The following is a 22,852-nucleotide window of genomic DNA, read 5'->3' on the forward strand; positions in this document are numbered from 1 at the left end:
GCGACGACGAGAGCGACGGCGGCGAGAGCCACCACCACGAGGGTGGCGACGGCGTCGGCCGACGCGCCTTCCGCGCGCCCCGTCGAATCGATTCGAGACCGCCGGCCGCAGAGGCGAGCGCACCGCGGGCGGGCGGTCCGGCGACCCGCCGAGTCACCGCGACGGCCGACGCGAAACAGAGCGTCGCCGCGACGCCGACGGGGAGCGGGTGAGTGACGACCCGGTGGACGCCGTTGGCGACGCCCCAGAAGGCGTCCCACGAGAGCGCGACGCCGTCGCTCACGGCGAGGAGGTAGACGCCGAGGCCGTAGGCGACGTCGAGGTCCGGGAGCAACGCGCAGAGTGCGGCCACGCCGCCCGCGAGGAGCGCGGACCGCGCGTCGCGCCCGGCGAGTCGGGCCGCGGACCCCGCGAGGGCGAACGCGAGGAACTCGTGCCCGACGAACATCTACGGTGCGACGGGGCGTGCGGGAGTCGGGTCGTCGGCGTCCCCGACGGGCGGGCACCGAGCGTCGAGCGACGGGCGGCGGTTCATATCGGATTTACAGACAGAACTGCGAGCGAGGATATAACCTTTCTGTCCGCTCCCGACGGCGCTAGTTCGACGGCGTCGACGTCGCGGTTCCCTGCTGGGCCTGCGACTTCGCCTGCTGGAAGGTGGTCTGCGGGAGCAGGGCGTTCACCTCGCCCGACGAGAGCGTCGCGAGGAGTGCGGCCGGCGACCCGCCGACGAGGAGGAGGCCGAACCGGTCGAGCGAGTCGGCGACGGTGAGGTCCGGGTTCGACTCGGCGCGCTCTGCGAACGACGCCACGGCGTCCGAGCGGAGGTCCTCCTGCGCGGACCGGTACTCCGCCTGCGCCTCGCTTCGAGAGATGTTTCCGGAACTGAGCGCGGACTGTATCTCCTGTTGTCGCCGCTGCAAGGCCTGCTGGTCGGCCTGGACCGCGACCGCGACCCGTTGGTCGCCGTCTCCGCCGGTTCCGGTGCCCGTTCCGGCGTCTTCCTGCGAGCCGAGCGTGTCCCGGAGGCCGCTACAGCCGGCGAGGGAGGCGGCGGTTCCGGTTCCGGCGAGTTCCAAGAAGCGTCGTCGGTCTGCGTCGAAGTCCATCGGGTAGGCGTTCGGTCTCCCGCGGAAAACGGTGCCGAAACGGGATTCGTCGGGTCCCGAGACGGTGCCCCGGACCGACGCGTTCGCGGGACGGCGACGACGGCAGCGACGGACCCCCCAACATACGTGTCTCCGGGCCGTCCCGTCCCCATGGACGTCACCGAGATAGACCACGTGAACCTCCACGTTCCCGCGGACGGCGTCGAGACGGCCGTCGAGTTCTACCGGGACCGGTTGGGGCTGGCGATAGAGAACGAGGAGAAGTACGAGTCGGGCGACAAACCGTTCGTCTCCGTCCGCCTCGCGCCGGGTGCGGTGATGCACGTGCAACCGGACGAGGACTTCGAGGCGCCTGACGACGCCAACTTCGACCACGTCGCCCTCCGCGTCGACGCCGACATCGAGTCGCTGAAGGCGGAGCTAGCGGACGCCGGCGTCGCGGTGGACCGCGAACTCGAACCGCTCGGCGCGACGGGCGTCGCCCCCGCCGTCTACGTCACCGACCCGTTCGGCTACACGCTCGAACTGAAGGCCGAGCGGTCGTGACGGTCCCACCCGCCACGTCCGCGACCGGTCGCTCCGCCGCCGGCGCGGACCGAACGCTTTTCGTCGCCGTGGGCTCAGTCTCACGTAACCGATGACCGGAGTACGCCCGAACGCGACGCGACGGACGGGGGCGGCGCTCGCCGCCCTCGGCGTCGTCCTGTTGGTCTCCTCGCTCCTCGTCAGCGCAGCCCTCGCACCGACCGTCGGCACCGCGGACGACGACGGCGCGCGACAGACGCTCGTCGGGTCGCAAGGCGGCGGTCCCGGCCTCCACGAGGCCGGGTCCGTCTACCTGCTCGACGGGAAGGAGACGCAGTGGAAGGCGGGAGGAACGGACAGTTACTTCGACGTGACGATGCTGGACAACGGGAGCGTCCTCGCGGGGTTCATGGACTCCGGTTACGAGGACTGCGGCCCGTACGACGCGCCGTGTACCCACACCGGCTTCCGCGTCCTCGAACCGAACGAGAGCGGCGGCGCCGACATCGTCTCCGAGTACTCCTTCCCGGTTCGCACTCGCGCGAACAGCGAAGTCCACGACGTCGAACTGCTCCCGTCGGGCGAGTTTCTCGTCACCGACATGGAACACGAACGCGTGTACACCGTGAAGGGCGGCGAGGTGACGTGGCAGTGGAACGCGAGTTCGCGGTACGAGGCGCCGCCGGACCCGACGAAGGCCGACTGGCTCCACATCAACGACGTGGACGTCATCTCCGAGGACAGATACCTCGTCTCCGTCCGCAACGCCCACCAACTCGTCGTCGTCGAACGCGGCGAGGGCGTCGTCGAGGTGATAAACGAGGACGAGGACGACGACGGCGACAACTTCGGCGACCCCGAACTGCTGAACCAACAGCACAACCCGCAGTGGTTGGGCGAGGGGTCGGTGCTCGTCGCCGACAGCCACAACGACCGCATCGTCGAACTCCACCGCAACGAGTCGACGGGCGACTGGGACGTCGCGTGGGCCCTGTACGAGGCCGAGGGCGTCTCGTTCAGTTGGCCGCGGGACGCGGACCGACTGGAGAACGGGAACACGCTCGTCACCGACTCGCTGAACCAGCGCGTCGTCGAGGTGAACGAGTCCGGCGCGACGGTGTGGAGTTACAAGACGCCGCTGGTCCCCTACGAGGCCGAGCGTCTCCCCGAGGGGGAGACGGTGGGCGCCACCCGCTACGCCGCCGAGGACGACGCACGGGTGAACCCCGACCGGAAGGTCCCCGTCCTGTCGTTCCTCCTCGTCGTCCTCCAGACCGGCCTGCAGGTGCCGTTCTGGTTCACCGAACTCCACGTCGGAATCACGCTCGTGTCGCTGACGATGGTGCTCGGCGGGGCCATCGTCGCGGTCCGCGACCGGTAGTCCGGCGCGGCCGTCGGACTCGGACGCGGCCGCGGACCGTCACGGTGCGCCCCCGGCACCGCACCACGCTGTTTTTGCGCGCTCCCGTCGGAGTCGGCGTATGGTAGACGACGAGACGACGGACGAGGGAGATGGCGCGGACGCGACGATGGACGACGCGGACACGTCGACGGACGAACTCGCGTGGCGGACGACGGACTCCGCGATAGACTACGCCTGCCCGGGGTTCGACGTCCGGATGGACGACGTGACGCTCCCGGACGGGACGGAGACGGACTTCCACTACGTCGACGAACCCGAGGCCGTCGTCGTCCTCCCGTTCACGCCCGACGGCGACGTGGTGCTGGTCGAGGAGTGGCGACAGGCGGTCGGCCGGGTGAACCGCGGCCTCCCCGCGGGGTCGCTGGAACCCGACGACGACGATATCGCGGCGGCCGCCCGGCGCGAACTCGCCGAGGAGACGGGGTTCGAGGCGGGGTCGCTCGAACGCGTCGGAAGCGTCGAACCCGCCAACGGCCTCCTGAACAGCGTCCACCACCACTTCGTCGCCCGCGACTGCGAACCCACCGCCGAACAGGAACTCGACTTCAACGAGAGCATCCGCGTCGCCGTCGAACCGTACGAGGACGTCCTCGCCGCCGCGGTTGACGGTCACCTGCGCGACGGCCGCGCCGTGCTGGGAATCCTCCGCTACGAACTCGCCGGCCGCTGGCGCTGAGGACGAAGCACGAACCGTTTTGACGGGCCGTCCCCAACACCGACTGTGTCCTCCGACTCTCACACCGAGTCGCGCCGGTGTCGCCGGACGCCGACGCCTCTCCGGCCGGGGGTGCCGCCCGCGCAATCGCCGTGGCCGTCCTCCTCGCCATCGCCGGCCCCGTCCTCGGTATCGTCCTCGTCAACCTCGCGGTGGTACCGCTGGCGTTCGCCGGCGTCGAGATAACGCCCATACTCAACATCTCGCTGTCGCTCGTGTTCCTGACGTGGGGCGGCATCGGCGGGGTGGCGCTCCTGTACCTGCGCTACCGTGGGAAGGACCTCTCGTACTTCGGCGTCCGCGTCCCGTCGTTCCGCGACTGGGTCGCCGCCGTCGTCGGTTACGTGGCCGCCCTCGCCCTCGGTCTCTCGGCGGCCGTGGTGGTGAGCCAACTCGGCGTCGAAGCGGGGACGAATCAGGCGGCCCAGTTGGGGATGGAAAACCCCGAAGTGCTGCTGCTCCTCCTGCCCGCGTCGTTCCTGTTCATCGGCGTCGGCGAGGAACTGCTGTTCCGCGGCGTCGTCCAGACGCGCCTCCGCGAGACGTTCTCGCCCGCCGTCGGTATCCTCCTCGCGAGCGTCATCTTCGCGGCCATCCACTACGCCGCCGTCTCGGGGTCGCCGATGGCCCGTTTCACCAGCATCAGCCTCCTCATCTTCCCGAGCGTCGTCTTCGGCATCGTCTACGAGTACACGGACAACCTCGTCGTCCCCGTCCTCATCCACGGCGCGTACGACGCGACGCTGTTCTCGATGCTCTATCTGGCGGTGAAGTTCGCCGAGATGCCGCAGGAGACGGTCCTGTTCGTCTGACTGCCCGGCGGCGAGGCCGGCCGAACGCAACGATTCGCTCGGTAGTCACGCCGGACCGACCGAACGCAACGATTCGCTCGGTAGCCACGCCGAACCGACCGAACGCAACGATTCGCCCGGCGGCGAGGGCCGACCGAACGCAACGATTCGCCCGGCGGCGAGGGCCGACCGAACGCAACCCTTAGCAACGCCCCCGGGAAAGACGAACCATGCGCGACCACTTCGAGATACGCGACGGGGACGCCGCCGGCCGAATCGGCGAACTCGACGTCCCCCGCGCGGGCGTGACGGTCGAGACGCCGGCGTTGTTGCCGGTGGTCAACCCCAACATCGTCACGGTGTCGCCCGCGCGCCTCGAATCGGACTTCGGGGCGCAGATTCTCATCACGAACTCCTACATCATCCACAAGAACGACGACTTACGCGAGGAAGCCCTCGACGTCGGACTCCACGAGATGCTCGGCTTCGACGGCGCCATCATGACCGACTCGGGGTCGTTCCAACTCGCCGAGTACGGCGAGATAGCGGTGACGACCGAGGAGATTCTGCAGTTCCAGTACGACGTCGGGACCGACATCGGCACGCCCGTCGACATCCCGACGCCGCCGGACGTCTCGCGCGAACAGGCCGAACGCGAACTCGCCGTCACCGAGGAGGCCCTGCGCGACGCCGAGGCCGTCGAGACGGGCGAGATGCTGGTCAACGCGCCGGTACAGGGGTCGACGTACCCGGACCTGCGCGAGGAGGCGGGGCGGGCGGCCTACGAGACGGACCTCGACGTGTTCCCCGTCGGTGCCGTCGTCCCCCTGATGAACGCCTACCGCTACGACGACATGGTCGACGTGGTGGCGGGGGCGAAGCGCGGACTCGGCCGTGACGCGCCGGTCCACCTGTTCGGCGCGGGCCACCCCATGATGTTCGCCCTCGCCGTCGCCGCGGGCTGTGACCTGTTCGACTCCGCCGCGTACGCCCTGTACGCCCGCGACGGCCGCTACCTCACCGTCCGCGGCACCGAACACCTGGAGGACCTCGACTACCTGCCGTGTTCCTGCCACATCTGCGCGTCGCACACGCCGGACGAACTCCGCGCGGCCGGCGACACCGAGCAGGAACGCCTCCTGGCCGAACACAACCTCCACGTCTCCTTCGAGGAACTGCGCCGCGTGAAGCAGGCGATTCGGGCGGGCAACCTGCTCGAACTCGTGGAGGAACGCGCCCGCTCGCACCCCGCGATGCTCGACGGCTACCGCGCCCTGTTGGACCACGCCGACCAACTCGAACGCGAGGATCCCGTCTCGAAGGGGTCGTTCTTCTCGCTCTCGGCGGAGAGCGCGCGTCGCCCCGAGGTGCGCCGCCACCACGACCGACTCGCCCGACTGGCGGCCGAGGGAACCGTCCTCCTCACGCAGGGTGGAACGCCCAAGGGCGACCGGTTCGACGCGACGTGGCGGGTCGTCCCGCCGTTCGGCCCGTTCCCCCGCGCCCTCTCGGAGACGTACCCGCTCACCGCCGAGGTGCCGGACCGGACCGACCGCGCCGCCCAAGAGGCGGCCGCCGAGGGCGTCGCCCGACTGGTCGCGGCGAACCCCGACACCGAGTTCGTCCTCGCGCACGACGACTGGCCCGAGACGGCCCTCGAACGGGTTCCGGACGCGGTGTCCGTCGAGTCGCTCCACGGCGTCTCGCCGGACGACGGCGACGAGACGGCCTGACTCGTCGTCGCCCGCCGAAGTCTCTTCTCGTCAGACACGTTCGATGGGCTTAGGTGCCGTGCGCGTGTCGAAGGGGACGATGGAGGCCGTCTTGTGGTACGTACTCACGGGGACGCGCGGCGGAGCGAACCGTGCGCGTATCCTCCGGTCCCTCGACGCGCGGCCTCGTAACGCGAATCAACTCGCCGAGGACCTCGAACTGGACTACAAGACGGTCAGACACCACCTCGACGTGCTGATGGAGAACGACGTCGTCCAGAGCAGCGGCGACGACTACGGCGCCGTCTACCTCCCCTCTGACCGGGCGCGCCAGAACTGGGAGACGATAGAGGAGATACTCGACGGAATGGAGTAACCATGGTGAGATTTGGGAAAGTGTATATAAACGGCAGGGAGCTAGGGAGAACGAATGAGTATCTGGGTTGACGTCGCGCGCGTCTCCAGCGCCGTGAACGTCGTGCTACTGCTCGCCCTCGCGTCAGTCTGGGCCAGAAACTACCTCGACATCCGCTCGAAGTACCCGCTCGGACTGCTCGTCTTCGCCGTCTTCCTCCTCGCACGGAACGCGCTCGCGCTCTACATGTACATCGTCGACCCGACGCTCTCGGGGTGGTTCAGCACCGAGGTTCCCGCCATCGCGTGGCGAGCGATGATGCTCCTGCACGTCTTCGAGACCATCGGTCTGCTGTTCCTCTCGTGGATAACGTTCGACTGACGCGCTCCCTTCGCCCCGAACCCTCACCACGCGGTCCGTCCCGTCTCCCTGTCCGCCAGCGTTCGTCCCGTCCCGCGCCGTTCGCCCGCGCCGTCCGTTCCGTCCCGCGCCGTTCGCCCGTTCTCCCGCGTCCTCCTCCCGCCAGCGGCGTCTCGTCTCGCCGCCGACACATAGTTCGGCGTTCGTGAGAGTCCTCATCCGGGGAACGAAACCGACGGACGCCGGCCCAATCGGGGGCGAATTTGGGTGAGAGTCCGGAAAATCTTCTTTTAAATATCGGCCAACGTGTCGGCCATGCAACGCGCACTCACAGTGTTCGTCACGCTGGTCGTGCTCGTCGGAACCGTTCCGGCGGGCGTGGCCGCGACGTCCGCGACGCAGCAGTCGTCGGACGCGTCAGTATCGTTCGCCGCCCAGACCTCGGGCGGTTCAACCGTCGTCGTCGAGAACGTCACGCTCTCGGAGGGCGGGTTCGTCACCATCCACGACGCGAGCGTCGCCGAGGGTAACGTCCTCGGGAGCGTCGTCGGGTCCTCGGCGTACCTCGACGCGGGGACGCACGAGAACGTCACCGTCCACCTCGACGAACCGCTCCGCGAGTCGGGCGCGTTCGTCGCCATGCCGCACTTCGACACCGACGGTGACCGCGTCTACGACTTCGTCGCCGACAACGGCGAGACGGACGGTCCGTACACCGCGAACGGCAGCGCCGTCGTCTCGCAGGCGAACGTCACCGTCTCCGCGACGGTGTCGATGTCCGACCAGCCCACCGACGGCGCGTCCGTCGTCGTGGACCGCGTCGAACTCTCGCAGGGCGGGTTCGTCACCGTGCACGACGCGACGGTGACCGAGGGTGCGGTGTTCGAGAGCATCCGCGGCACCTCCGACTACCTCGCGCCCGGCGTCCACGAGAACGTCCGCGTGACGCTCGACGTGCCCGTCGAGGAGAACGCGACGCTGGTGCCGATGGCGCACATGGACACCGACGGCGACCAGAACTACACCTTCCCCGAGAGCGAGGGTGAGGCCGACGGCCCCTACACCGCGAACGGCAGCGCCGTCGTCGACACCGCCGCGGTGACGCCGTCCGACACCGCGAGCGTCGCCTTCTCCGAGCAGGTCACCGGCGGCCACGCCGTCGTCGTGGACTCGACGTTCCTGCCCGAGGGCGGGTTCGTGACGGTGCACGACGCGACGGTGACCGAGGGTGCGGTGTTCGAGAGCATCCGCGGCACCTCCGACTACCTCGCGCCCGGCCTGCACCGGAACGTCGTCGTCACGCTGGACGCGCCGGTGAACAACTCCACGACGTTGGTGCCGATGGCGCACATGGACACCGACGGCGACCAGAACTACACCTTCCCCGAGAGCGAGGTGAGGCCGACGGCCCCTACACCGCTGACGGCTCCGCCGTCGTCGCGCCGGCGAACGTCACCGTCTCGGCGAGCGTCGAGATGGCCGCGCAGGCGTCCGACGGCCACAGCGTCGTCGTGGACCGCGTCGACCTCTCGGAGGGCGGATTCGTCACCGTCCACGACGCCTCCCTGTTCGCGGGCGAAGTCGAAGGGAGCATCCTCGGCACCTCCGACTACCTCGCGCCCGGCGTCCACGAGAACGTCACCGTGACGTTCGCCGAGCCCATCCGCGCGTCGCAGACGCTCGTGCCGATGGCGCACATGGACACCGACAGCGACCAGAACTACACGTTCCCCGAGGCTGACGGGCCGTACACGGCCAACGGGAGCGCGGTGGTCGACACGACGCACGTCTCCGTGAACGCCGTCGTCACCGCGTCCGACCAGACGACCGACGGAGAGACGGTCACCATCGACTCCGTCACGCTCCACGACGGCGGATTCGTCACCGTGCACGACGCGACGGTGACCGAGGGTGCGGTGTTCGAGAGCGTCCGCGGCACCTCCGACTACCTCGCGCCCGGCACCCACGAGAACGTCACCGTCGAACTCGACGCGCCCCTGAACGAGACGACGACCATCGTCCCGATGGCACACATGGACACGAACGGGAACGAAGTGTACGACTTCGTCACCAGCGAGGGCGCAGAAGACGGTCCGTACGTCGCCCGCGGCGGCGCAGTCGTCGCCACGGCCGAAGCCACCCTCGAGGGCGAGATGAACGGAACCGAGACGGAGATGTCCGAGACGGAGATGGGTCAGGAGGCCGACACCGAGATGGCCAGCGAGACGGCGATGAGCGGCCAGTCCGAGACCACCGACACCAGCATGCCCGGCTTCGGCGTCGCCGGCGCACTCGTCGCACTCGTCGCCGCGGCGCTTCTGGCCGTCCGTCGCGACTGAACCTCGAACCGCGCCGCATTTCTTTCGACCGCTCTCCCCGCCGGTGGCGACGCCGTCTCCTACTCGTCGGCCCCGCTCACGTCGCGCATCCGGTCGGTGTAGTCCCACGAGTGGAGGCGCGCGGGCGAGACGCGGATGCGCACCTCCTCGCGGTCGGCGCCCAGGAGGAACGTCGCGAGTTCGTTCTCCGTCCCGCCGAGATATCGCTCCAGAAGCGTCCGCAACAGCGTCTTCCCTTCGTCTGGCTCTATCGTCGCCGTCCCGCGCCCGCGGACGCCGCGGTAGGGCGGGTCGTTCGTCGACACCTCGAACGCGACGCCGTCGTTCGCGCGGAGGAAGCTCACCACGTCCGCGCCGGCACTCGTCGCACAGCACAGTTCCGGCCCGTCGTCGCCCTCGACCCACTCGTACCACAGCGAGAGCATCCACAACTGGTCCGACGGCGTCCGACACGCCAGACGGACGGGGACCGTCGACTCGCGGAGGAACGCCGCCGCCTCGTCCGCCGACCACGGACCGGTTCGTCTCACGTTCGCCGTTCGGTCGCCCGCGGCAAAAGCGCGCGGGGAGACTCGCGGGCGAGAACCGACGGTCAGTGTCGCCCGATGGCGGACGGTATCGACGGTCGATGGTCGGTTCTGAACACTAATATACAGTTTCCGCACGCGTGCGAGATGCCAGCACCTCTCTCACCACCGGCACACCGGCGGAGAAGGGAAGATAGTTCACCCTCCGCGGCCGAACCCGAGGTATGACCGACCACTTCGAGATTCTCGGGCGCGACGGGGCCGCCCGACTCGGCGAACTCCGACTCGCGGAGTCCGTGACGACGCCCGCCCTGGCGGACGGTGTGGTGGAGGACGCCGGGAGTCTCTGGACCACCGAGCGAGACGTTCCCGAGGGCTCCGACGACGTGCTGACGGTGCTCCCGCACCGGTCGTTCCCCGCCGGCACGGACGAACGCGTGCAGGAGTCGTTCGCCGTCGACTCGCCCGAGGTGGACTTCCCCTCGGCGTCCGTCGTCACGGCGGAGACGGCCGAGAACACGGGTGCTGACGCCTACATCCTCTCGAACGCGCAGGGCTTCGTCGGCCACGCCTCGGCGTTTCGCGACGCCGTCGTCGCCGCGAAGGAGGCGCTTCCCGCCGACACCGCCCTCTACCTCTCCGGCGTCGCCACTCCGCGGAACGTCTCGACGCTCGCCTACGCCGGCGTGGACCTCGTGGACGGCAAACTCGCCCGCGTGAAGGGCCGGCAGGGGATGTACCTCACCACCGAGAGCGAGTACTTCCTCGAAGACCTGGACGAACTGCCCTGCACCTGTGCGGCCTGTCGGACCCCCCGCGAGGAGTTCACCCGCGAGGACTGCGCGACGCACAACGTGAACGTCCTCCGGGCGGAACTGGCCACCGTCCGCCGCCGCATCCGCGACGGCCGCCTGCGCGACTACGTCGAGGGGCAGGCCCGCCACGACCAGTGGCTGACCGCCGCGTTCCGCGAGTTCGACCAGCAGTACGGCTACCTCGAGGAGCGGACGCCGGTGATTCGGAACGCGGAGATTTCGGCGGCCACGTCCGACACCATCCGCCGCGTCGAGATTCAACGGTTCGCCGAACGGGTGACGACGCGGTACCGAAACCGGTTCGACAACCCCCTCGTCCTCGTCCCGTGTTCGGCGACGAAGCCCTACAGCGAGTCGCAGAGCCACAGTCAGTTCCACGACGCGATTCAGTTCCGCGCCCACGTCGCGTCGATGACCTCTCCTATCGGCGTCGTCCCGACGGAACTGGAACTCACCTACCCCGCCCAGCACTACGACTCCGTCGTGACGGGCCGGTGGTCCGAGGACGAGAAGGGGTTCGTCGCGAGCGTCCTCCGGCGCTACCTCGAACGCAACGACTACCCGCGGGTCGTCGCGCACGTGCCCGACCACGGCTACCGCGACATCTGCGAACGCGTCGAGAGCGAGGTGGACGTGCCGTTCGAGTACACCGTCGAGGACCACCCGACGACGACGGACTCGCTGGCCAACCTGATGTCCACGCTGCAGGGCGAACTGAAGTACGCGAAGCGAGAGCGTCAGCACAACACGGTGAAGGCCATCGCCGACTACCAGTTCGGCCCCGACGCGGGCGAGGACCTGTTCGACGACGCGGACGTGCGGATGAACAGCCGCTACCCCAAACTGCAGGTCTGGAACGAGAACGACGAGCAGTTGGCGACGATGGTGCCGCAGTACGGCGTCCTCTCGTTCACGCTCGCCGGCGCGCGCGTCTGGAGCGAGTCGGACGCGCCGACCAAGCGCGTCGAGATAGACAACTTCGCGCCGCACGGGAGCGTCCTCGCGCCCGGCGTCGTGGACGCGGACGACGACATCCGCGTCGGCGACGAAGTCGTCGTCGAGGGGCCGAAGGCGTTCGCCGTCGGCCGCGCGGAGATGTTCGGTGCGGAGATGGCCGAGAGCACCCGCGGCGTCGCCGTCGAAGTTCGCCACGTCGAGGAGAAGTAGCCGACTCGGTCCGGTCGTCGCTCGCTCTCACGCCGTCCGCTCTACGACCGCCCCGTCGTTCACCGACGGCGACGGCCCCGGACCCGCGGACGGCGACGCCCCGCATCGACTCGACGGCGGGGAGTTCCGCGCGCGACCACGCCGACGAGTCGAACCGCTCGTACGTCGCCGCTTCGCCGGCGGCGACGTCGCCGCCGTCGCCCGCGGCGACGGCGAGTAACGGCCCCTCGGCCACCGACGCGGGCGTCCACGCCGACCCGTCGTATCGGTGGACTGCACCGTCGTCGGTGGCGACGAGGACCGTCCGCACGTCGCCCGCCTCTCGACTCGTCACGTCGGTTGCCGTCCCGTCCGCCTCGAATCCGAGGCTCTCGAACGTCCGTCCGGCGTCCGACGTCCGGAACGCACCGCCGCCGGTGTCGCAGACGTGGCCGACGTCCTCGTCCAGTTCGACGCCGGCGATGCTCGACCCGCTTCCCGGTTTCGTCGGGTCCGCCCACGAGAGTTCGCCGTCGCGGTAGCGTCCGCGGCGGACGCGCCCCGACCCGTCCGTCAGGAGGACCGTCTCCGCGCCGCCGTCGTCCGTCGCCGCGACGCCGGAAATCGCGCTCGTGTCCCCGTCGGGGGCGGAGTAGTCGGTGTGCCGGCCGGTGTCCGGGTCGATGCGACCTACCGCGCCACCGTCGCCGGCGACCCAGACGCCGCCGCCGTCGACGCCGTCGACGCCGCGGAGGTGGTTCGACCCCGCACCCGGCCCGTCCGAGAGGAGGACGTCCCACTCGTCGCCGTCGCGGGCGACCACGACCCCGCCCTCGCCGACGGCGTACGCGCCGTCCGCGGTAATCGCGGCGTCGAGCAACGTCGCGTCCGTCGGGACGGTGGCGGCCGTCCACGCCGGTTCCGTCCCGTCGTCGCCGTCGGCGTCGTCGCTATCGGCCTCATCGTCGTCGTCGGCGGTGTTCCCGGTGTCGCTGCCGGCCTCATCGTCGTCGTCGGCGGTGTTCCCGGTGTCGCTGCCAGCTTCACCGTCGGCGTCGGCGTCGTCGCCGGTGACGGCCTCGGTTCCCTCCTCGACCGCGCCTCCGGACTCGACGGACGCTTCGGTCTGCCTCTGGGCGGTCGGTTCTGCCGGTTCGCTCGTCTCGTCGGCGTCGTCGATTTCGGCCGCCTCGCCCGTCGGTCGCCGGACGTACTGGACCACCGGCGGGAGGACGTACGCCGCGATGGCGACGACGGCGAACAGGCGGTTGACGAACGTCAGCAACCCGAAGGCGGTCAGTGCGGCCGTCGAGACGGTGTGGACCCACGTCTGCGCGTACTGCCTGAAGAACGCGAGGAACCCGTCGTCGTTCCGGTGGCGCGTCATCACTCCCAGTTGTCCCCCCCGGACGGTTGAGTCCTTTCGCCGCGAGGATTCTGTCGTCGGCTCTGTTGAAATCCACAGATACTGACAGGAGTCGCGTGCCGACTATAGAGGGTGAGTTCAGCAGCCTCCTCTCCCCCACGGTCAAGTGGTCAAACCGTCCGTAGCGGGGAGCGTGGACATCTCAACTCGCGATTCGCCTGTCGCCACTCTAGAGCAGTGTACCGTCCCCAACCACAGTCAACACAACTCCGCCGAAGACAACTCCTAGATGAACGGCATCGAACCGCGGGAACGACGTACACCGTCGAGTACGAGGAGTACCACGAGTAGAAGCCAGAGGAGGTACAACCCGTACGTGTCCGTTAGAAGGGCTCATGTACAGCCGTTCGATGGTGCCTGTCTTTTATTATCGGGCTGTTCGATGATTGCCTGATGCCCTCCACCGACGACCGTCAACTCACAGTTCGACGCATTATTGCAGCCGTAATTGGTCCGGTACTCTCTGGACGGACGTACAGGAACCTGTTCTATCTCGTCCTGGCGTTCCCTCTCACGATGCTGTACTGGTCCCTGTTTAGCTTTGGCCTGTTCCTCGGGAGCCTGCTCTCGATTGTACTGGTGGGGGTCGCCATCCTGGCCCTGATGATCTTCGTCGTGCGAGCGCTCGCCACCCTGGAACGTTGGCTGGCGAACTCCCTGCTTACCGTCTCACTGGAGGCGCCAGACGATGTCACGCAGAGCGGTAGGACTGGCGGAGACTTCCGGGGATATATCGATGCAGCGAGCACGTGGCGGGGTTTCGGATTTTTGTCATTGAAGAGTTTCCTCGGTCTCATCGGAGTCGTGCTTGTCTACGGCTTGGTGCAGGGAGTGACACTACTCTCGGCAGGGGTGCGCCGTCCTCTCGAGGTCAGTTTTGGTGAGGTAAATGGTGATCCCGTAATCTGGACGATCGAAACGGTCCCCGAGACCGTTCTGGCGATGGGAATCGGCGCGATTCTCGTCCTTCTCGTGGTGCATCTGGCTAACGGATTCGGATATGTCGCCGAACGAATGGCGCTAGCACTACTGGGAGCTTCGGCGGAGGGGCCAGCTATCGACTAGTACACTACCCAGAACTGTGAGTGAGTGGCGAGCCATCTATTTGATGAATCGCCGGTATACGCGCCCTCTATTCAGCACACTCACAGAAACCTCACCGAGCGCTGTCAGAAGCGACATGCTGAACCGAGAGGATGAGTTCAGCACGACCTGTTGGAGCGATGTTGAATCAGTTGCTCGAAGATGCCCCACCTTTGTCACCGATACAACAGCTTAACAACAGTTGCTTTCGTCGGGGGTCCACGTACACGCATTACCCGTCGTCAGGCTATTCTCCTCGATGTATGCGGAGAGACACGCATAGTTACAGAAGTACTCAGGTGAGCCGCAGTCATTGTCACAGTCTCGGACACAAATCGGATCGTGGTCGAAAATACGAGACTCGCAGTACGCACACAGTTCGTCTACGTCGGGGGTTGCGACAGTCGTGGACATATCTACAGTAGGGAGAGTTCCCCGGAAAACGTTTTGTGAAATATGGATTATCTCGTGACCGATTCGCGCTCTGTATTCAGCACTGTCTTAACAAAGTATCAGCAACTGAGGATTCCAACAGAGCCCTGTCGTCGGGACGCGGTCGGAGTGAGTCGGGCGCATCACCGCCTCCCCGGGCTTTTTGACGCCGCGTAGCCACTCTCCTCGTATGGCAGACGACACCAGCGACCGGCACATCTCGCTCGGCGTCCCCCAGCCGATTCTCGATTCGCTCCCCGAAGACGGTGCGAACGCCGCGTCGGACATGCAACGCGCGGTCGAGGGCATCGAGTCGAGTCTGAACGAGGCGTTCGAGAGGGCGACGTCGGACGCCGAGGCGGCCGGCTACGCCGTCGACGCCATCGAACACCTCGAAGACCGGATGGAGACGTACGACGGGTTCGTGCCCGAACTCCGCGCGTGGGGACAGTCGCCCATCTACGCCATCGCGTGGCGGAACCTCCAGGCAGACCTCGTCGCGCAGATTCGCGAGTACGACTGGCTGGACGAACACGTCGAACGCGAGCGGAACTACCGCCTCGTCGAGGACGGCATCCGGTTCGACAAGCGGTGAACACGAGGGCGCGTACTTTTAGTCCGCCGCGACGCATCTAGCGGTATGACGGTGCAGATGCGGTTCTTCGCGAACTTCCGGGAAGCGGTGGGGTCGAAGACGATCGAACGCGACTACGAGGTGCGAACCGTCGGCGACGCCCTCCGCCAACTCGAAGACGAGTTCGCGGGTCTCGCCGGTGAAATCCTCGAAGACGGCCACGTTCGCCCGCAGGTGAACGTGCTGTTGAACGGTCGCGACGTCGAACACGAACAGGGTGTCGAGACGGCACTCGGCGACGACGACACCCTCAGCATCTTCCCGCCGGTCGCCGGAGGCGCGAGTGACTGACGCGAACGACGGGTGGACGGAGCGCGAGAAGGCCTTCCGCGGCATCTCGACCCGGCTGGCGGGCCACTATCTGGAGAACCTCGGCGGCGAACGCGTCGCCGACGACCGCATCGAGGGCGACGGGTGGGCCGCTTCGCTCTCGGCGGAGAAAGTGTCGATCGGACCGACAGTCGAACTCACCGAGGTGACCGTCTCGTTCGAGGGCGACCCGACGGTCCTCGACGGCCTGGTCGAACGGTTCTCGCAGAAGGCGATGCGGGCCGGCGGCTGACCCGTGACGGCGTCGGTCCCACTCGACGGCGACGTCCTCCTCCTCGCCGCGGCGCGCGCCAGCGTCACCCCGGACCACTTGCCCGAACTCGTCCGGCGCGCGCAGGCCCACCTCGGCGCGCGACTCGACGAGTACGACCGGGCCTTCGAGTGCGTCCACGAGGACGACGAACGCGCCCTCTTTCTCGTCCCCGACGGCCACTGGACGGAACTCGGCGCGGAACTCGGTCTCACCGACCGGGAGGCGGACGCACTCCGCCGCGCACACGAGCAACAACTGCTCCGCGTCGGCACGAAAGGCGGCAGGCGCGACGAGTTCGAGACGGCGCTGGAGATTCGGCAGGCGGTCGTCGTCGGGCGGTAGCTTCGAGCGGTAGCTTCTAGAACGGCGACGCGTCCCTGAGCGACTGCACCGCGAGTCGGCCGAGGAGGCGCGTCGGCCCGCGCTTCGGCAACTGGCGAGCGAGCGTCGCCGCCCCCGGCGGGTCGGCGCCGCCGGGACCGACGTCCCACTCCGTCTCCGCGTCGAATCGCTCGACGGCCGCCGTCGCCCGTTCCCTGACCGCCTCGACGTCCATCGTCTGGACGCGGCCGTCCCGCATCAGCATCTCGCCGTCGACCACTACCGTCTCCACGTCCGCCCGCGTCGCGTTGTTCACCACCTGCGCGGGGACGTTGGTCAGCGGCGTGAACTTCGGCTTCTCGACGTCGAGGACGAGCAGGTCCGCTCGCTTCCCCGGTTCGAGGCTGCCTATCTCGTCGCCGACGCCGAGTGCCCGCGCGCCGTCGATAGTGAGCATGCGGACCAACTCCGTCGACCCGAACTGCCCCGCTCCGCGTTCGAGGTGCGCCGCGAGGCGGGTCTGTCGCGCCTCGCCGAACAGGTCGTAGGAGTCGTGCCAGTAGTGGTCGTCGACGCCGAGGCCGACGTCGACGCCCGCGCGCCGCAACGCCGGCACGGGCGTCCACCGCGCGTCGGCGTCGGGGTTCCAGTAGCAGAACACCGACGGACAGTGGACGACCGACGCATCCGCCGCCGCCGTCCTGCGGACGTCGTCGTCGTCGCCGATGCGGAAGTGGGCGGCGACGAGTCTGTCGTCGAGGAGTCCGACGTCGTCGAGGAGTGAGAGCGAGTCCGCGGCCCCGTTGGCCCGCGCCATCGCGTCGCTCTCCGCGAGTTCGAGCAGGTGCGTGTGGACGAGAACGTCCGGGTACGACTCGGCGAGTTCGGCGACGCGTTCCCACAGGTCGCGCGTGCACGACCAGTCGTCGTGCGGGCAGATGGTCGCCCTGATACGCCCGTCGTACGCGCCGTGGTACTCCTCGACGAACGCCTCCGCCCGCGCGAACTGCTCCGCGACGGGGACGTCCCAGAACAGGTCGGTTATCGTCGGCCCGAAGAACCCGCGCAGGCCGGCATCGCCGAACGTCTCGGCTCCCTCGCGCGGGTCGACGTCCATCGAGTTGACGGTTGTGACGCCGCCGACGAGGAAGTTCAGGGCGGCCAGTTCGTACCCCGCCCGCGCGAGGTAGTCGAAGTCGCCGTCGCCGAGTCGGCCGTAGAGGGCCGTCATGGTCGCCAGCATCTCGGTCACCCCGAGTTCGCTGAACGCGCCGAGAAGCGGCGTCAGTTCGAGGTGCGTGTGCGCGTTGACGAGGCCCGGCATCACCACCGTCCCCGCGCCGTCCACGACTCGGTCCGCCGAACCGTCCGCGTCCCCGTCGCGCGTCCGCCGCACGTCGCTGATTCGTCCGTCCTCGACGACGACCGTCCCCCGTTCGTACAGGCGGTTCCGGTCGTCCACCGTGAGGACGGTGGCGTCGTGAATCACGATGTCGGCCATCGTCGGACGATTGACACGTACCGACAAAAAAAGAGCCCCGTCCACCGGCGACCCGTCGCCTCGTCGCCGAATCGGTGATTTGGTATCGCGGCATCCCGTTTACGGCCCGGCGCGGCCGCCGTTCGTCGCCGTCTGCGGGGCAGTCACGACAGGCTCCGTCAGAGCGGTCTACGGTCGATCCACCGCAGACGGCGCGAGTTCCACGACGCGGTCCGTCGCGGGAGCGTCGCCGGTTCCGACGCGTCGCTTCTCTCCGACGCTCGGTCGCGGGGTGGTCGAGCGTACCGCCGAGGACACTACCGGAGTCTCGTGCGGGACGGTGCGTCACCGTCTGACTCGGAGGTCGGCCGTCGACGCGGTGGCGTTCGTCGGTCGTCGGCCTCCGATCCGACGCCGAACAGGGTTCGGCGTTCCGCTCCCGACCGGTCGGGTCACCGCTCGCGCCCGGTCGTGGGCTCTCGCCGTTCTCCGGGCGGCCGTCGAAGTCCGCATCGGCCGACCCGACCGCCGGCGACTCCGGGAACCGAGCGTGCGACGCCGTCGGTCGGGTGACGGTCGATTCGACCGGTACGAAGGCGCTCGGGCTCCGACGCGCGAATCACCGCGAGTGTCCGCATCCGACCCGTAAATGAGATGCTGCGATACAGAACTCGGCTTTGGCGGTCGCTCTCCGCCTCGACGGGCGGGCCCCCACCGCGGCGCTCCTCCCGGTTCGGACCGACGCAGACCAGTCTACGCCCCGAAACCGCAGTCGGCGCAACCTTCACACACTCCGGATGGTGCGAGTTATTAATCAAATACTCAATTTTAGCAAGAGCTATTAGGGGAGAAGTTCGTTCTAACAATAGATGAGACAGACTCGACGGAACGTGCTCCTCGGCACGGCGGCGGTCGCGATGGGGTCGGTCACCGGATGTCTCGGAACGTCGGACGCGGGTTCGGTTCCGGAAGACGACGGTGGAACGATACAGGCGTCGTTCTTCGTCGTCTCCGACTTCGCCGACCACGTGGCCGCCGACGCGGACGTTCGGAACCTCGTGCCCTTCGGTCAGCACGGACACGGCTGGGAGCCCGGGCCGGACGTCCAGCGGGACGTTTTCGACGCCGACGCCTTCGTCTACGTCGGTGACGGGTTCCAGCCGTGGGCGGACAAAATCGTCCAGAACGTCCGCAACGACGGCGCCGACGTGAACATTATCGAAGCGTGGCACGGCGTCGACCTGCTGGACGCCTCGGGGGACCACGACGCTCACGGGGCCGACGAACACGACCACGAGGAATCGCCGACCGAAACCCACGACGACCACGACCACGGGGCGAAGGACCCGCACTTCTGGCTGGACCCGAGTCGGGCGAAACAGTCGGTTCGGACCATCGCGAACGGCCTCGCCGAACGGGACCCAGCCAACGAGTCGACGTACGCGGAGAACGCGGACGCGTACGCCGAGCGACTCGACTCGCTGGACGACACGTACGCGGAACGGCTGTCGGGTCGGACGAGAGACACCGTCCTCGTCGCCGGGCACAACTCGTTCCGCTACCTCGCCCACCGCTACGACTTCCACGTCGAGGCGCTGACCGGCCTCGCGCCCGACGCCGAACCGACGCCGAAGGACGTCAGGCGAGCGCAGTCGGTCGTCGACGAACACGACGTCGAGTACGTCCTCGCGCCGGTGTTCGAGTCCGACCGCGCCGCGACGCAACTCGTCCGGGAGACGGACGCGAAGGAAGCGCTCCCGCTGACCCCGGTTCCGACCCTCACCGAGGAGTGGAACGAGAAGGGGTGGGGGTACCTCGACGTGATGGAGCAGGTGAACCTCCGGTCGCTGGAGCGGGCGCTGGGGGTCGAATGAGCGTCCTCGAACTCGCCGACGTGACGTACTCGTACGCCGAGCGACCGGCGGTCGAGGACGTCTCTCTGACCGTGGAGTCGGGCGACTTCCTGGGACTCGTCGGTCCGAACGGGTCTGGAAAGACGACGCTGTTGATGCTCATGCTGGGGCTGTTGCGCCCGGACGAGGGGTCGGTCACGCTCTTCGACCGGCCGGCGCACGAGTTCGACGACGGGACCCGCGTGGGGTACGTCTCACAGGAGGCGACGGGGGCGGCCGGCGGGATGCCCGTGACCGTGCGAGAAGTCGTCACGATGGGGCGCTACCCGCACGTCGGTCTCGGGCGGTTCGGGAAGCGCGACACCGACCGCATCGCCGAGGCACTGGAGACGGTCGGCGTCGCTCACCTCGCGGACCGTCGCTTCTCGACGCTGTCGGGAGGCCAGAAACAGCGCGTCGTCATCGCCCGGGCGCTCGCCGCGGACGCTGACCTGCTCGCACTCGACGAGCCGACGGTCGGCGTCGACGCCGAGTCGCGAGAGTCGTTCTACGAACTGCTCCGGGAACTGAACCGGGACGGACTGACGATTCTGCTCGTCGAACACGACATCGGCGTCGTGACGGCGTTCACCACGCGGGTCGCCTGTCTCAACCGCCGGCTGTTCTTCCACGGGGACTCGCTGGACTTCTCGGAGAGCGACGCGCTCCGCGAGGCGTACGGCGCGGACCAGCGACTCCTCGACCATCACCACCACTGACCGATGCTCCCCTTCGCTCAACTCGGCGGGTTCGTCTCGGAGATGCTCGGGTACCCGTTCATGCAACGGGCGTTCGTCGCCGGCGTGTGCATCGCCGTCGTCGCACCGCTCGTCGGGTCGTTCCTCGTCCACCGACAACTCGCGATGATCGGCGACACGCTCGCGCACACCGCCTTCGCGGGCGTCGCGGTCGGTATCTTCCTCGGCAACCTCCTCGCGACGGACGTCTCCCCGTACCTCACCGCGCTCGTCGTCGCGGTGCTGGCGGCACTGCTCATCCAGATACTATCCGAGTACACCGACGTCTACAACGACGTCTCGATGGCCGTCGTTCTCGCGGGCGGGTTCGCGCTCGGGACCGTCCTCATCAGTCTCACGAGCGGCGGCATCGCCGTCAGCATCAACCAGTACCTCTTCGGGAGTCTCTCCACGCTGACGCGGGGTGACGTGGAACTCCTCGTCGTCCTCAGCGCACTCGTCGTCGCGGCGGTGCTCCTGAGCTACCGAAAACTGGTGTACGTGACGTTCGACGAGTCGGCCGCGCGAATCGCGGGCATCGACGTCCGCCTGTTGAACCGCCTGCTCGTCGTGTTGACGGCGATGGTCGTCGTCGGCGCGATGCAGATGATGGGCGTCATCCTCGTCGCGGCGATGCTTGTCGTCCCGGTGGCGGCCGCGACGCAACTCGCGGGAAGCTTCAAACAGTCCGTCGCGTACGCCGTCGTCGCCGCACAGGTCGCGGTCCTCTCGGGGACGACGCTGTCGTACGCCTACGGCATCGCCGCCGGCGGAACCATCGTCCTCGTCGCGATAGCCGTGTACCTCGGCGCGGCCGTCGCGGGCCGTCTGGGCGTCGTCGGAGCCGGATAGCGTCCGGGCGCTCGGTCGGGCCAGCGATTCCCGCCGACCTCGTCTCGTTCCTCCCCGGTCGAAACCGGAAACAGTTACGAAAGGCGACGGAGAGAAGCGGTGCCCGTTACTGGATAGTTTGATTGATGTGCGCTCCATCCCGACGTCTATGTCGCTCTCGACCGGCGTCTTCGACTCGGACGCCCCGACGCCCTCGGTCGGAGCGTTCACCGGCGCGATAGGGGATTCGGTTACGGTCCTCCCCATCGCCGTCGCCCTCGCGGCGCTGACCGACCTGTCGCTCGCGCACCTCCTCCTCGGGTTCGCGGCCTTTCAGGTGGTCTGGGGCGTCCACTACGGGCTCCCCGTCTCCGTCGAACCGATGAAGGCGCTCGCCGCACTCGTCGTCGCGGGTACCCTCACGACTGGCGAACTCGCCGCGGCCGGACTGCTCGCGGGCGTCGCCCTCCTCGTCGTGGGCTCGACCGGGACGCTGCACCGCGTGGGGCGCTACGTCGGCGAACCGTGGTCCGAGGGGTCCAACTCGCCGTCGCCCTGCTGTTGCTCGAAACCGGCGTCCGGCTGAGCCTCGAGAGCCCGTCGCTGGCCGTCGTGGCCGTCTGCGTCGCCACGGCGGTGGTCCTCGCCGGCTACCGTCGGGCGAGCGCGCTGGTCGTTCTCGCCGTCGGACTCGGCGTCGCGACGTGGCAGACGGGCGTGCCGACGCCGCGACTCCCCGGGCTGGCGGTCACGCTGCCGTCGCTCTCCGCCTTCTCCGCGCGCGCCGCCGAGGGGACGGCCGCCCAGTTGGCGATGACCGTCGGCAACGCCGCCGTCGCCACCTCGCTCCTGCTGTCGGACTACTACGACGCCGACGTGTCGCCGGACGACCTGGCGACGAGCATGGGCGTGATGAACCTGCTCGCGGTCCCACTCGGCGCGTTGCCGATGTGCCACGGGAGCGGTGGCGTCGCCGGCAAGTACGCCTTCGGCGCGCGGACCGCGTGGTCGAACGTCGTCCTCGGCGTCCTGTACGCCCTCGCCGCCGTCTTCGCCGTCGGCGTCGTCGCCGCGTTCCCCCTCTCGATGCTCGGCGTCGTCCTCGCCCTCGTCGCCGTCGAACTCGGCCGGGCCGGACTCGACACCGACGCCCGCGGCTTCGCCGTCGTCGTCGGCCTCCTGGGCGTCCTCGCGAACGTCGGCGTCGCGTTCGTCGCCGGCGTCGTCGGCTACGTCCTCTGGACGCGGCGCTCGGACGCGCCGGTGCCGGCGTGAGGCGGTCGGTGTCGCGGCACGCGGAGGTGTCGGTGTCGCGGCACGGCGTGTCGGCCGCCCGCGTCGAGACGGCCGTCCGTGCCGGAAACGGTAGCGGTTAGTGCGGTGGTGTCCGTCTCTTCACTGTGTTCCGTATCCCGGCAGAGGTTCGCCGCGGCGTCCGCGACGTGAGTCCCATCCTCGTCGGCATCGTGCCGTTCGGCCTCGTCGCGGGCGTCGCCGCCGTCGACGCCGGTCTCTCGCCGCTACAGGCGGTCGGCCTGTCGATGGTGGTGTTCGCCGGCGCGTCCCAGTTGGCCATCGTCGACCTGCTGAGCCGCAACGCCGAACTCGCCGTCGTC

22 protein-coding genes and 2 pseudogenes are annotated in these 22,852 nt (G+C 68.4%); 19 read left to right on the plus strand and 5 right to left on the minus strand.

What is annotated here, in order from left to right; genetic code table 11:
• Positions 1 to 448, minus strand: a 448-nt coding sequence (locus GJ632_RS07125; protein WP_197427922.1) for a metal-dependent hydrolase, incomplete at its 3' end; no start/stop codon positions are given.
• 148 nt (positions 449 to 596) lie between these two features.
• The gene (locus GJ632_RS07130) at positions 597 to 1,109 is read right to left on the minus strand and encodes a hypothetical protein (protein ID WP_197427923.1); all 513 of its coding nucleotides are present in this window, start codon (positions 1,107 to 1,109) and stop codon (positions 597 to 599) included.
• A gap of 150 nt (positions 1,110 to 1,259) precedes the next feature.
• Between GJ632_RS07130 and GJ632_RS07135 the strand changes: the two genes are divergently transcribed.
• The 8 genes and pseudogenes from GJ632_RS07135 (at position 1,260) to GJ632_RS07170 (ending at position 9,329) form a co-directional block, all read left to right on the plus strand.
• Positions 1,260 to 1,655: a VOC family protein gene (locus GJ632_RS07135; protein WP_191452521.1), complete on the plus strand. Its 396-nt coding sequence runs from the start codon at positions 1,260 to 1,262 to the stop codon at positions 1,653 to 1,655.
• A 91-nt stretch (positions 1,656 to 1,746) separates the two neighbouring features.
• Entirely contained in the window at positions 1,747 to 3,015 is a 1,269-nt protein-coding gene (locus GJ632_RS07140; RefSeq protein ID WP_191452522.1) for a hypothetical protein, read from the plus strand.
• A 148-nt stretch (positions 3,016 to 3,163) separates the two neighbouring features.
• Positions 3,164 to 3,733: an NUDIX hydrolase gene (locus tag GJ632_RS07145; protein WP_191452534.1), complete on the plus strand. Its 570-nt coding sequence runs from the start codon at positions 3,164 to 3,166 to the stop codon at positions 3,731 to 3,733.
• A gap of 77 nt (positions 3,734 to 3,810) precedes the next feature.
• Positions 3,811 to 4,584, plus strand: a complete 774-nt coding sequence (locus tag GJ632_RS07150; RefSeq protein WP_343161070.1) for a type II CAAX endopeptidase family protein — start codon at positions 3,811 to 3,813, stop codon at positions 4,582 to 4,584.
• Between the two features lie 209 nt (positions 4,585 to 4,793).
• Positions 4,794 to 6,296: a tRNA guanosine(15) transglycosylase TgtA gene (gene tgtA, locus GJ632_RS07155; protein WP_191452523.1), complete on the plus strand. Its 1,503-nt coding sequence runs from the start codon at positions 4,794 to 4,796 to the stop codon at positions 6,294 to 6,296.
• A 79-nt stretch (positions 6,297 to 6,375) separates the two neighbouring features.
• Positions 6,376 to 6,651 (plus strand): winged helix-turn-helix domain-containing protein, encoded by a 276-nt coding sequence (locus GJ632_RS07160; RefSeq protein WP_089809272.1) that lies wholly within the window; start codon positions 6,376 to 6,378, stop codon positions 6,649 to 6,651.
• 54 nt (positions 6,652 to 6,705) lie between these two features.
• Complete coding sequence (locus tag GJ632_RS07165; protein WP_191452524.1) at positions 6,706 to 7,011, plus strand: hypothetical protein; 306 nt, start codon at positions 6,706 to 6,708, stop codon at positions 7,009 to 7,011.
• 294 nt (positions 7,012 to 7,305) lie between these two features.
• Positions 7,306 to 9,329: pseudogene (locus tag GJ632_RS07170) on the plus strand (PGF-CTERM sorting domain-containing protein).
• 59 nt (positions 9,330 to 9,388) lie between these two features.
• Here the strand turns inward: GJ632_RS07170 and GJ632_RS07175 are convergent.
• Positions 9,389 to 9,859 (minus strand): pyridoxamine 5'-phosphate oxidase family protein, encoded by a 471-nt coding sequence (locus tag GJ632_RS07175; RefSeq protein WP_343161071.1) that lies wholly within the window; start codon positions 9,857 to 9,859, stop codon positions 9,389 to 9,391.
• Positions 9,860 to 10,080: 221 nt separating this feature from the next.
• Here GJ632_RS07175 and arcS point away from each other — a divergent pair, with 221 nt between their 5' ends.
• Positions 10,081 to 11,838, plus strand: coding sequence for an archaeosine synthase subunit alpha (gene arcS / locus GJ632_RS07180; protein ID WP_191452525.1), 1,758 nt, complete (start codon positions 10,081 to 10,083; stop codon positions 11,836 to 11,838).
• A 1,798-nt stretch (positions 11,839 to 13,636) separates the two neighbouring features.
• Positions 13,637 to 14,308, plus strand: coding sequence for a sensor domain-containing protein (locus GJ632_RS07185; protein WP_191452526.1), 672 nt, complete (start codon positions 13,637 to 13,639; stop codon positions 14,306 to 14,308).
• A gap of 210 nt (positions 14,309 to 14,518) precedes the next feature.
• Here the strand turns inward: GJ632_RS07185 and GJ632_RS23210 are convergent, their stop codons facing one another.
• The gene (locus GJ632_RS23210) at positions 14,519 to 14,740 is read right to left on the minus strand and encodes a hypothetical protein (RefSeq protein ID WP_191452527.1); all 222 of its coding nucleotides are present in this window, start codon (positions 14,738 to 14,740) and stop codon (positions 14,519 to 14,521) included.
• Positions 14,741 to 14,948: 208 nt separating this feature from the next.
• Between GJ632_RS23210 and GJ632_RS07195 the strand changes: the two genes are divergently transcribed.
• From GJ632_RS07195 to GJ632_RS07210, 4 genes are read left to right on the plus strand one after another with little or no spacing between them, the layout of a single operon-like run.
• Positions 14,949 to 15,353, plus strand: coding sequence for a hypothetical protein (locus tag GJ632_RS07195; RefSeq protein WP_191452528.1), 405 nt, complete (start codon positions 14,949 to 14,951; stop codon positions 15,351 to 15,353).
• A 45-nt stretch (positions 15,354 to 15,398) separates the two neighbouring features.
• Entirely contained in the window at positions 15,399 to 15,683 is a 285-nt protein-coding gene (locus GJ632_RS07200; RefSeq protein ID WP_177232633.1) for a ubiquitin-like small modifier protein 1, read from the plus strand.
• The gene (locus GJ632_RS07205; protein WP_089808757.1) at positions 15,676 to 15,954 is read left to right on the plus strand and encodes a hypothetical protein; all 279 of its coding nucleotides are present in this window, start codon (positions 15,676 to 15,678) and stop codon (positions 15,952 to 15,954) included. The genes GJ632_RS07200 and GJ632_RS07205 overlap by 8 nt, the downstream gene beginning before the upstream one ends.
• 3 nt (positions 15,955 to 15,957) lie before the next feature.
• On the plus strand, positions 15,958 to 16,317 hold the full coding sequence (locus tag GJ632_RS07210; RefSeq protein WP_089808755.1) for a hypothetical protein: 360 nt from the start codon (positions 15,958 to 15,960) through the stop codon (positions 16,315 to 16,317).
• Between the two features lie 16 nt (positions 16,318 to 16,333).
• On the opposite strand, the gene GJ632_RS07215 is transcribed toward GJ632_RS07210, so the two are convergent.
• Positions 16,334 to 17,797: an amidohydrolase family protein gene (locus GJ632_RS07215; RefSeq protein WP_191452529.1), complete on the minus strand. Its 1,464-nt coding sequence runs from the start codon at positions 17,795 to 17,797 to the stop codon at positions 16,334 to 16,336.
• An 848-nt stretch (positions 17,798 to 18,645) separates the two neighbouring features.
• On the opposite strand from GJ632_RS07215, the gene GJ632_RS07220 reads away from it, so the two are divergent.
• From GJ632_RS07220 to GJ632_RS07240, 5 genes and pseudogenes are all read left to right on the plus strand, one after another.
• The gene (locus tag GJ632_RS07220) at positions 18,646 to 19,650 is read left to right on the plus strand and encodes a metal ABC transporter solute-binding protein, Zn/Mn family (protein ID WP_191452530.1); all 1,005 of its coding nucleotides are present in this window, start codon (positions 18,646 to 18,648) and stop codon (positions 19,648 to 19,650) included.
• Complete coding sequence (locus GJ632_RS07225; RefSeq protein ID WP_191452531.1) at positions 19,647 to 20,387, plus strand: metal ABC transporter ATP-binding protein; 741 nt, start codon at positions 19,647 to 19,649, stop codon at positions 20,385 to 20,387. The genes GJ632_RS07220 and GJ632_RS07225 overlap by 4 nt, the downstream gene beginning before the upstream one ends.
• 3 nt (positions 20,388 to 20,390) lie before the next feature.
• Positions 20,391 to 21,257: a metal ABC transporter permease gene (locus GJ632_RS07230; RefSeq protein WP_191452532.1), complete on the plus strand. Its 867-nt coding sequence runs from the start codon at positions 20,391 to 20,393 to the stop codon at positions 21,255 to 21,257.
• 148 nt (positions 21,258 to 21,405) lie between these two features.
• A pseudogene (locus tag GJ632_RS07235) lies at positions 21,406 to 22,511 on the plus strand (putative sulfate/molybdate transporter).
• A gap of 125 nt (positions 22,512 to 22,636) precedes the next feature.
• The coding region (locus GJ632_RS07240; RefSeq protein ID WP_343161072.1) for an AzlC family ABC transporter permease at positions 22,637 to 22,852 on the plus strand (216 nt) is incomplete at its 3' end.

Source organism: Halogeometricum sp. CBA1124 (genome assembly GCF_009741955.1).
In the GTDB taxonomy this organism is placed as follows: Archaea; Halobacteriota; Halobacteria; order Halobacteriales; family Haloferacaceae; genus Halogeometricum; species Halogeometricum rufum.

What these genes read in the sequence shown, in the direction of transcription:
- GJ632_RS07130 (WP_197427923.1), bottom strand. Translation starts at nt 1,109, where the DNA reads ATGGACTTCGACGCAGACCGACGACGCTTCTTGGAACTCGCCGGAACC.
- GJ632_RS07135 (WP_191452521.1), top strand. Translation starts at nt 1,260, where the DNA reads ATGGACGTCACCGAGATAGACCACGTGAACCTCCACGTTCCCGCGGAC.
- GJ632_RS07140 (WP_191452522.1), top strand. Translation starts at nt 1,747, where the DNA reads ATGACCGGAGTACGCCCGAACGCGACGCGACGGACGGGGGCGGCGCTC.
- GJ632_RS07145 (WP_191452534.1), top strand. Translation starts at nt 3,164, where the DNA reads ATGGACGACGCGGACACGTCGACGGACGAACTCGCGTGGCGGACGACG.
- tgtA (WP_191452523.1), top strand. Translation starts at nt 4,794, where the DNA reads ATGCGCGACCACTTCGAGATACGCGACGGGGACGCCGCCGGCCGAATC.
- GJ632_RS07160 (WP_089809272.1), top strand. Translation starts at nt 6,376, where the DNA reads ATGGAGGCCGTCTTGTGGTACGTACTCACGGGGACGCGCGGCGGAGCG.
- GJ632_RS07165 (WP_191452524.1), top strand. Translation starts at nt 6,706, where the DNA reads ATGAGTATCTGGGTTGACGTCGCGCGCGTCTCCAGCGCCGTGAACGTC.
- arcS (WP_191452525.1), top strand. Translation starts at nt 10,081, where the DNA reads ATGACCGACCACTTCGAGATTCTCGGGCGCGACGGGGCCGCCCGACTC.
- GJ632_RS07185 (WP_191452526.1), top strand. Translation starts at nt 13,637, where the DNA reads ATGCCCTCCACCGACGACCGTCAACTCACAGTTCGACGCATTATTGCA.
- GJ632_RS23210 (WP_191452527.1), bottom strand. Translation starts at nt 14,740, where the DNA reads ATGTCCACGACTGTCGCAACCCCCGACGTAGACGAACTGTGTGCGTAC.
- GJ632_RS07195 (WP_191452528.1), top strand. Translation starts at nt 14,949, where the DNA reads ATGGCAGACGACACCAGCGACCGGCACATCTCGCTCGGCGTCCCCCAG.
- GJ632_RS07200 (WP_177232633.1), top strand. Translation starts at nt 15,399, where the DNA reads ATGACGGTGCAGATGCGGTTCTTCGCGAACTTCCGGGAAGCGGTGGGG.
- GJ632_RS07215 (WP_191452529.1), bottom strand. Translation starts at nt 17,797, where the DNA reads ATGGCCGACATCGTGATTCACGACGCCACCGTCCTCACGGTGGACGAC.
- GJ632_RS07220 (WP_191452530.1), top strand. Translation starts at nt 18,646, where the DNA reads ATGAGACAGACTCGACGGAACGTGCTCCTCGGCACGGCGGCGGTCGCG.
- GJ632_RS07225 (WP_191452531.1), top strand. Translation starts at nt 19,647, where the DNA reads ATGAGCGTCCTCGAACTCGCCGACGTGACGTACTCGTACGCCGAGCGA.
- GJ632_RS07230 (WP_191452532.1), top strand. Translation starts at nt 20,391, where the DNA reads ATGCTCCCCTTCGCTCAACTCGGCGGGTTCGTCTCGGAGATGCTCGGG.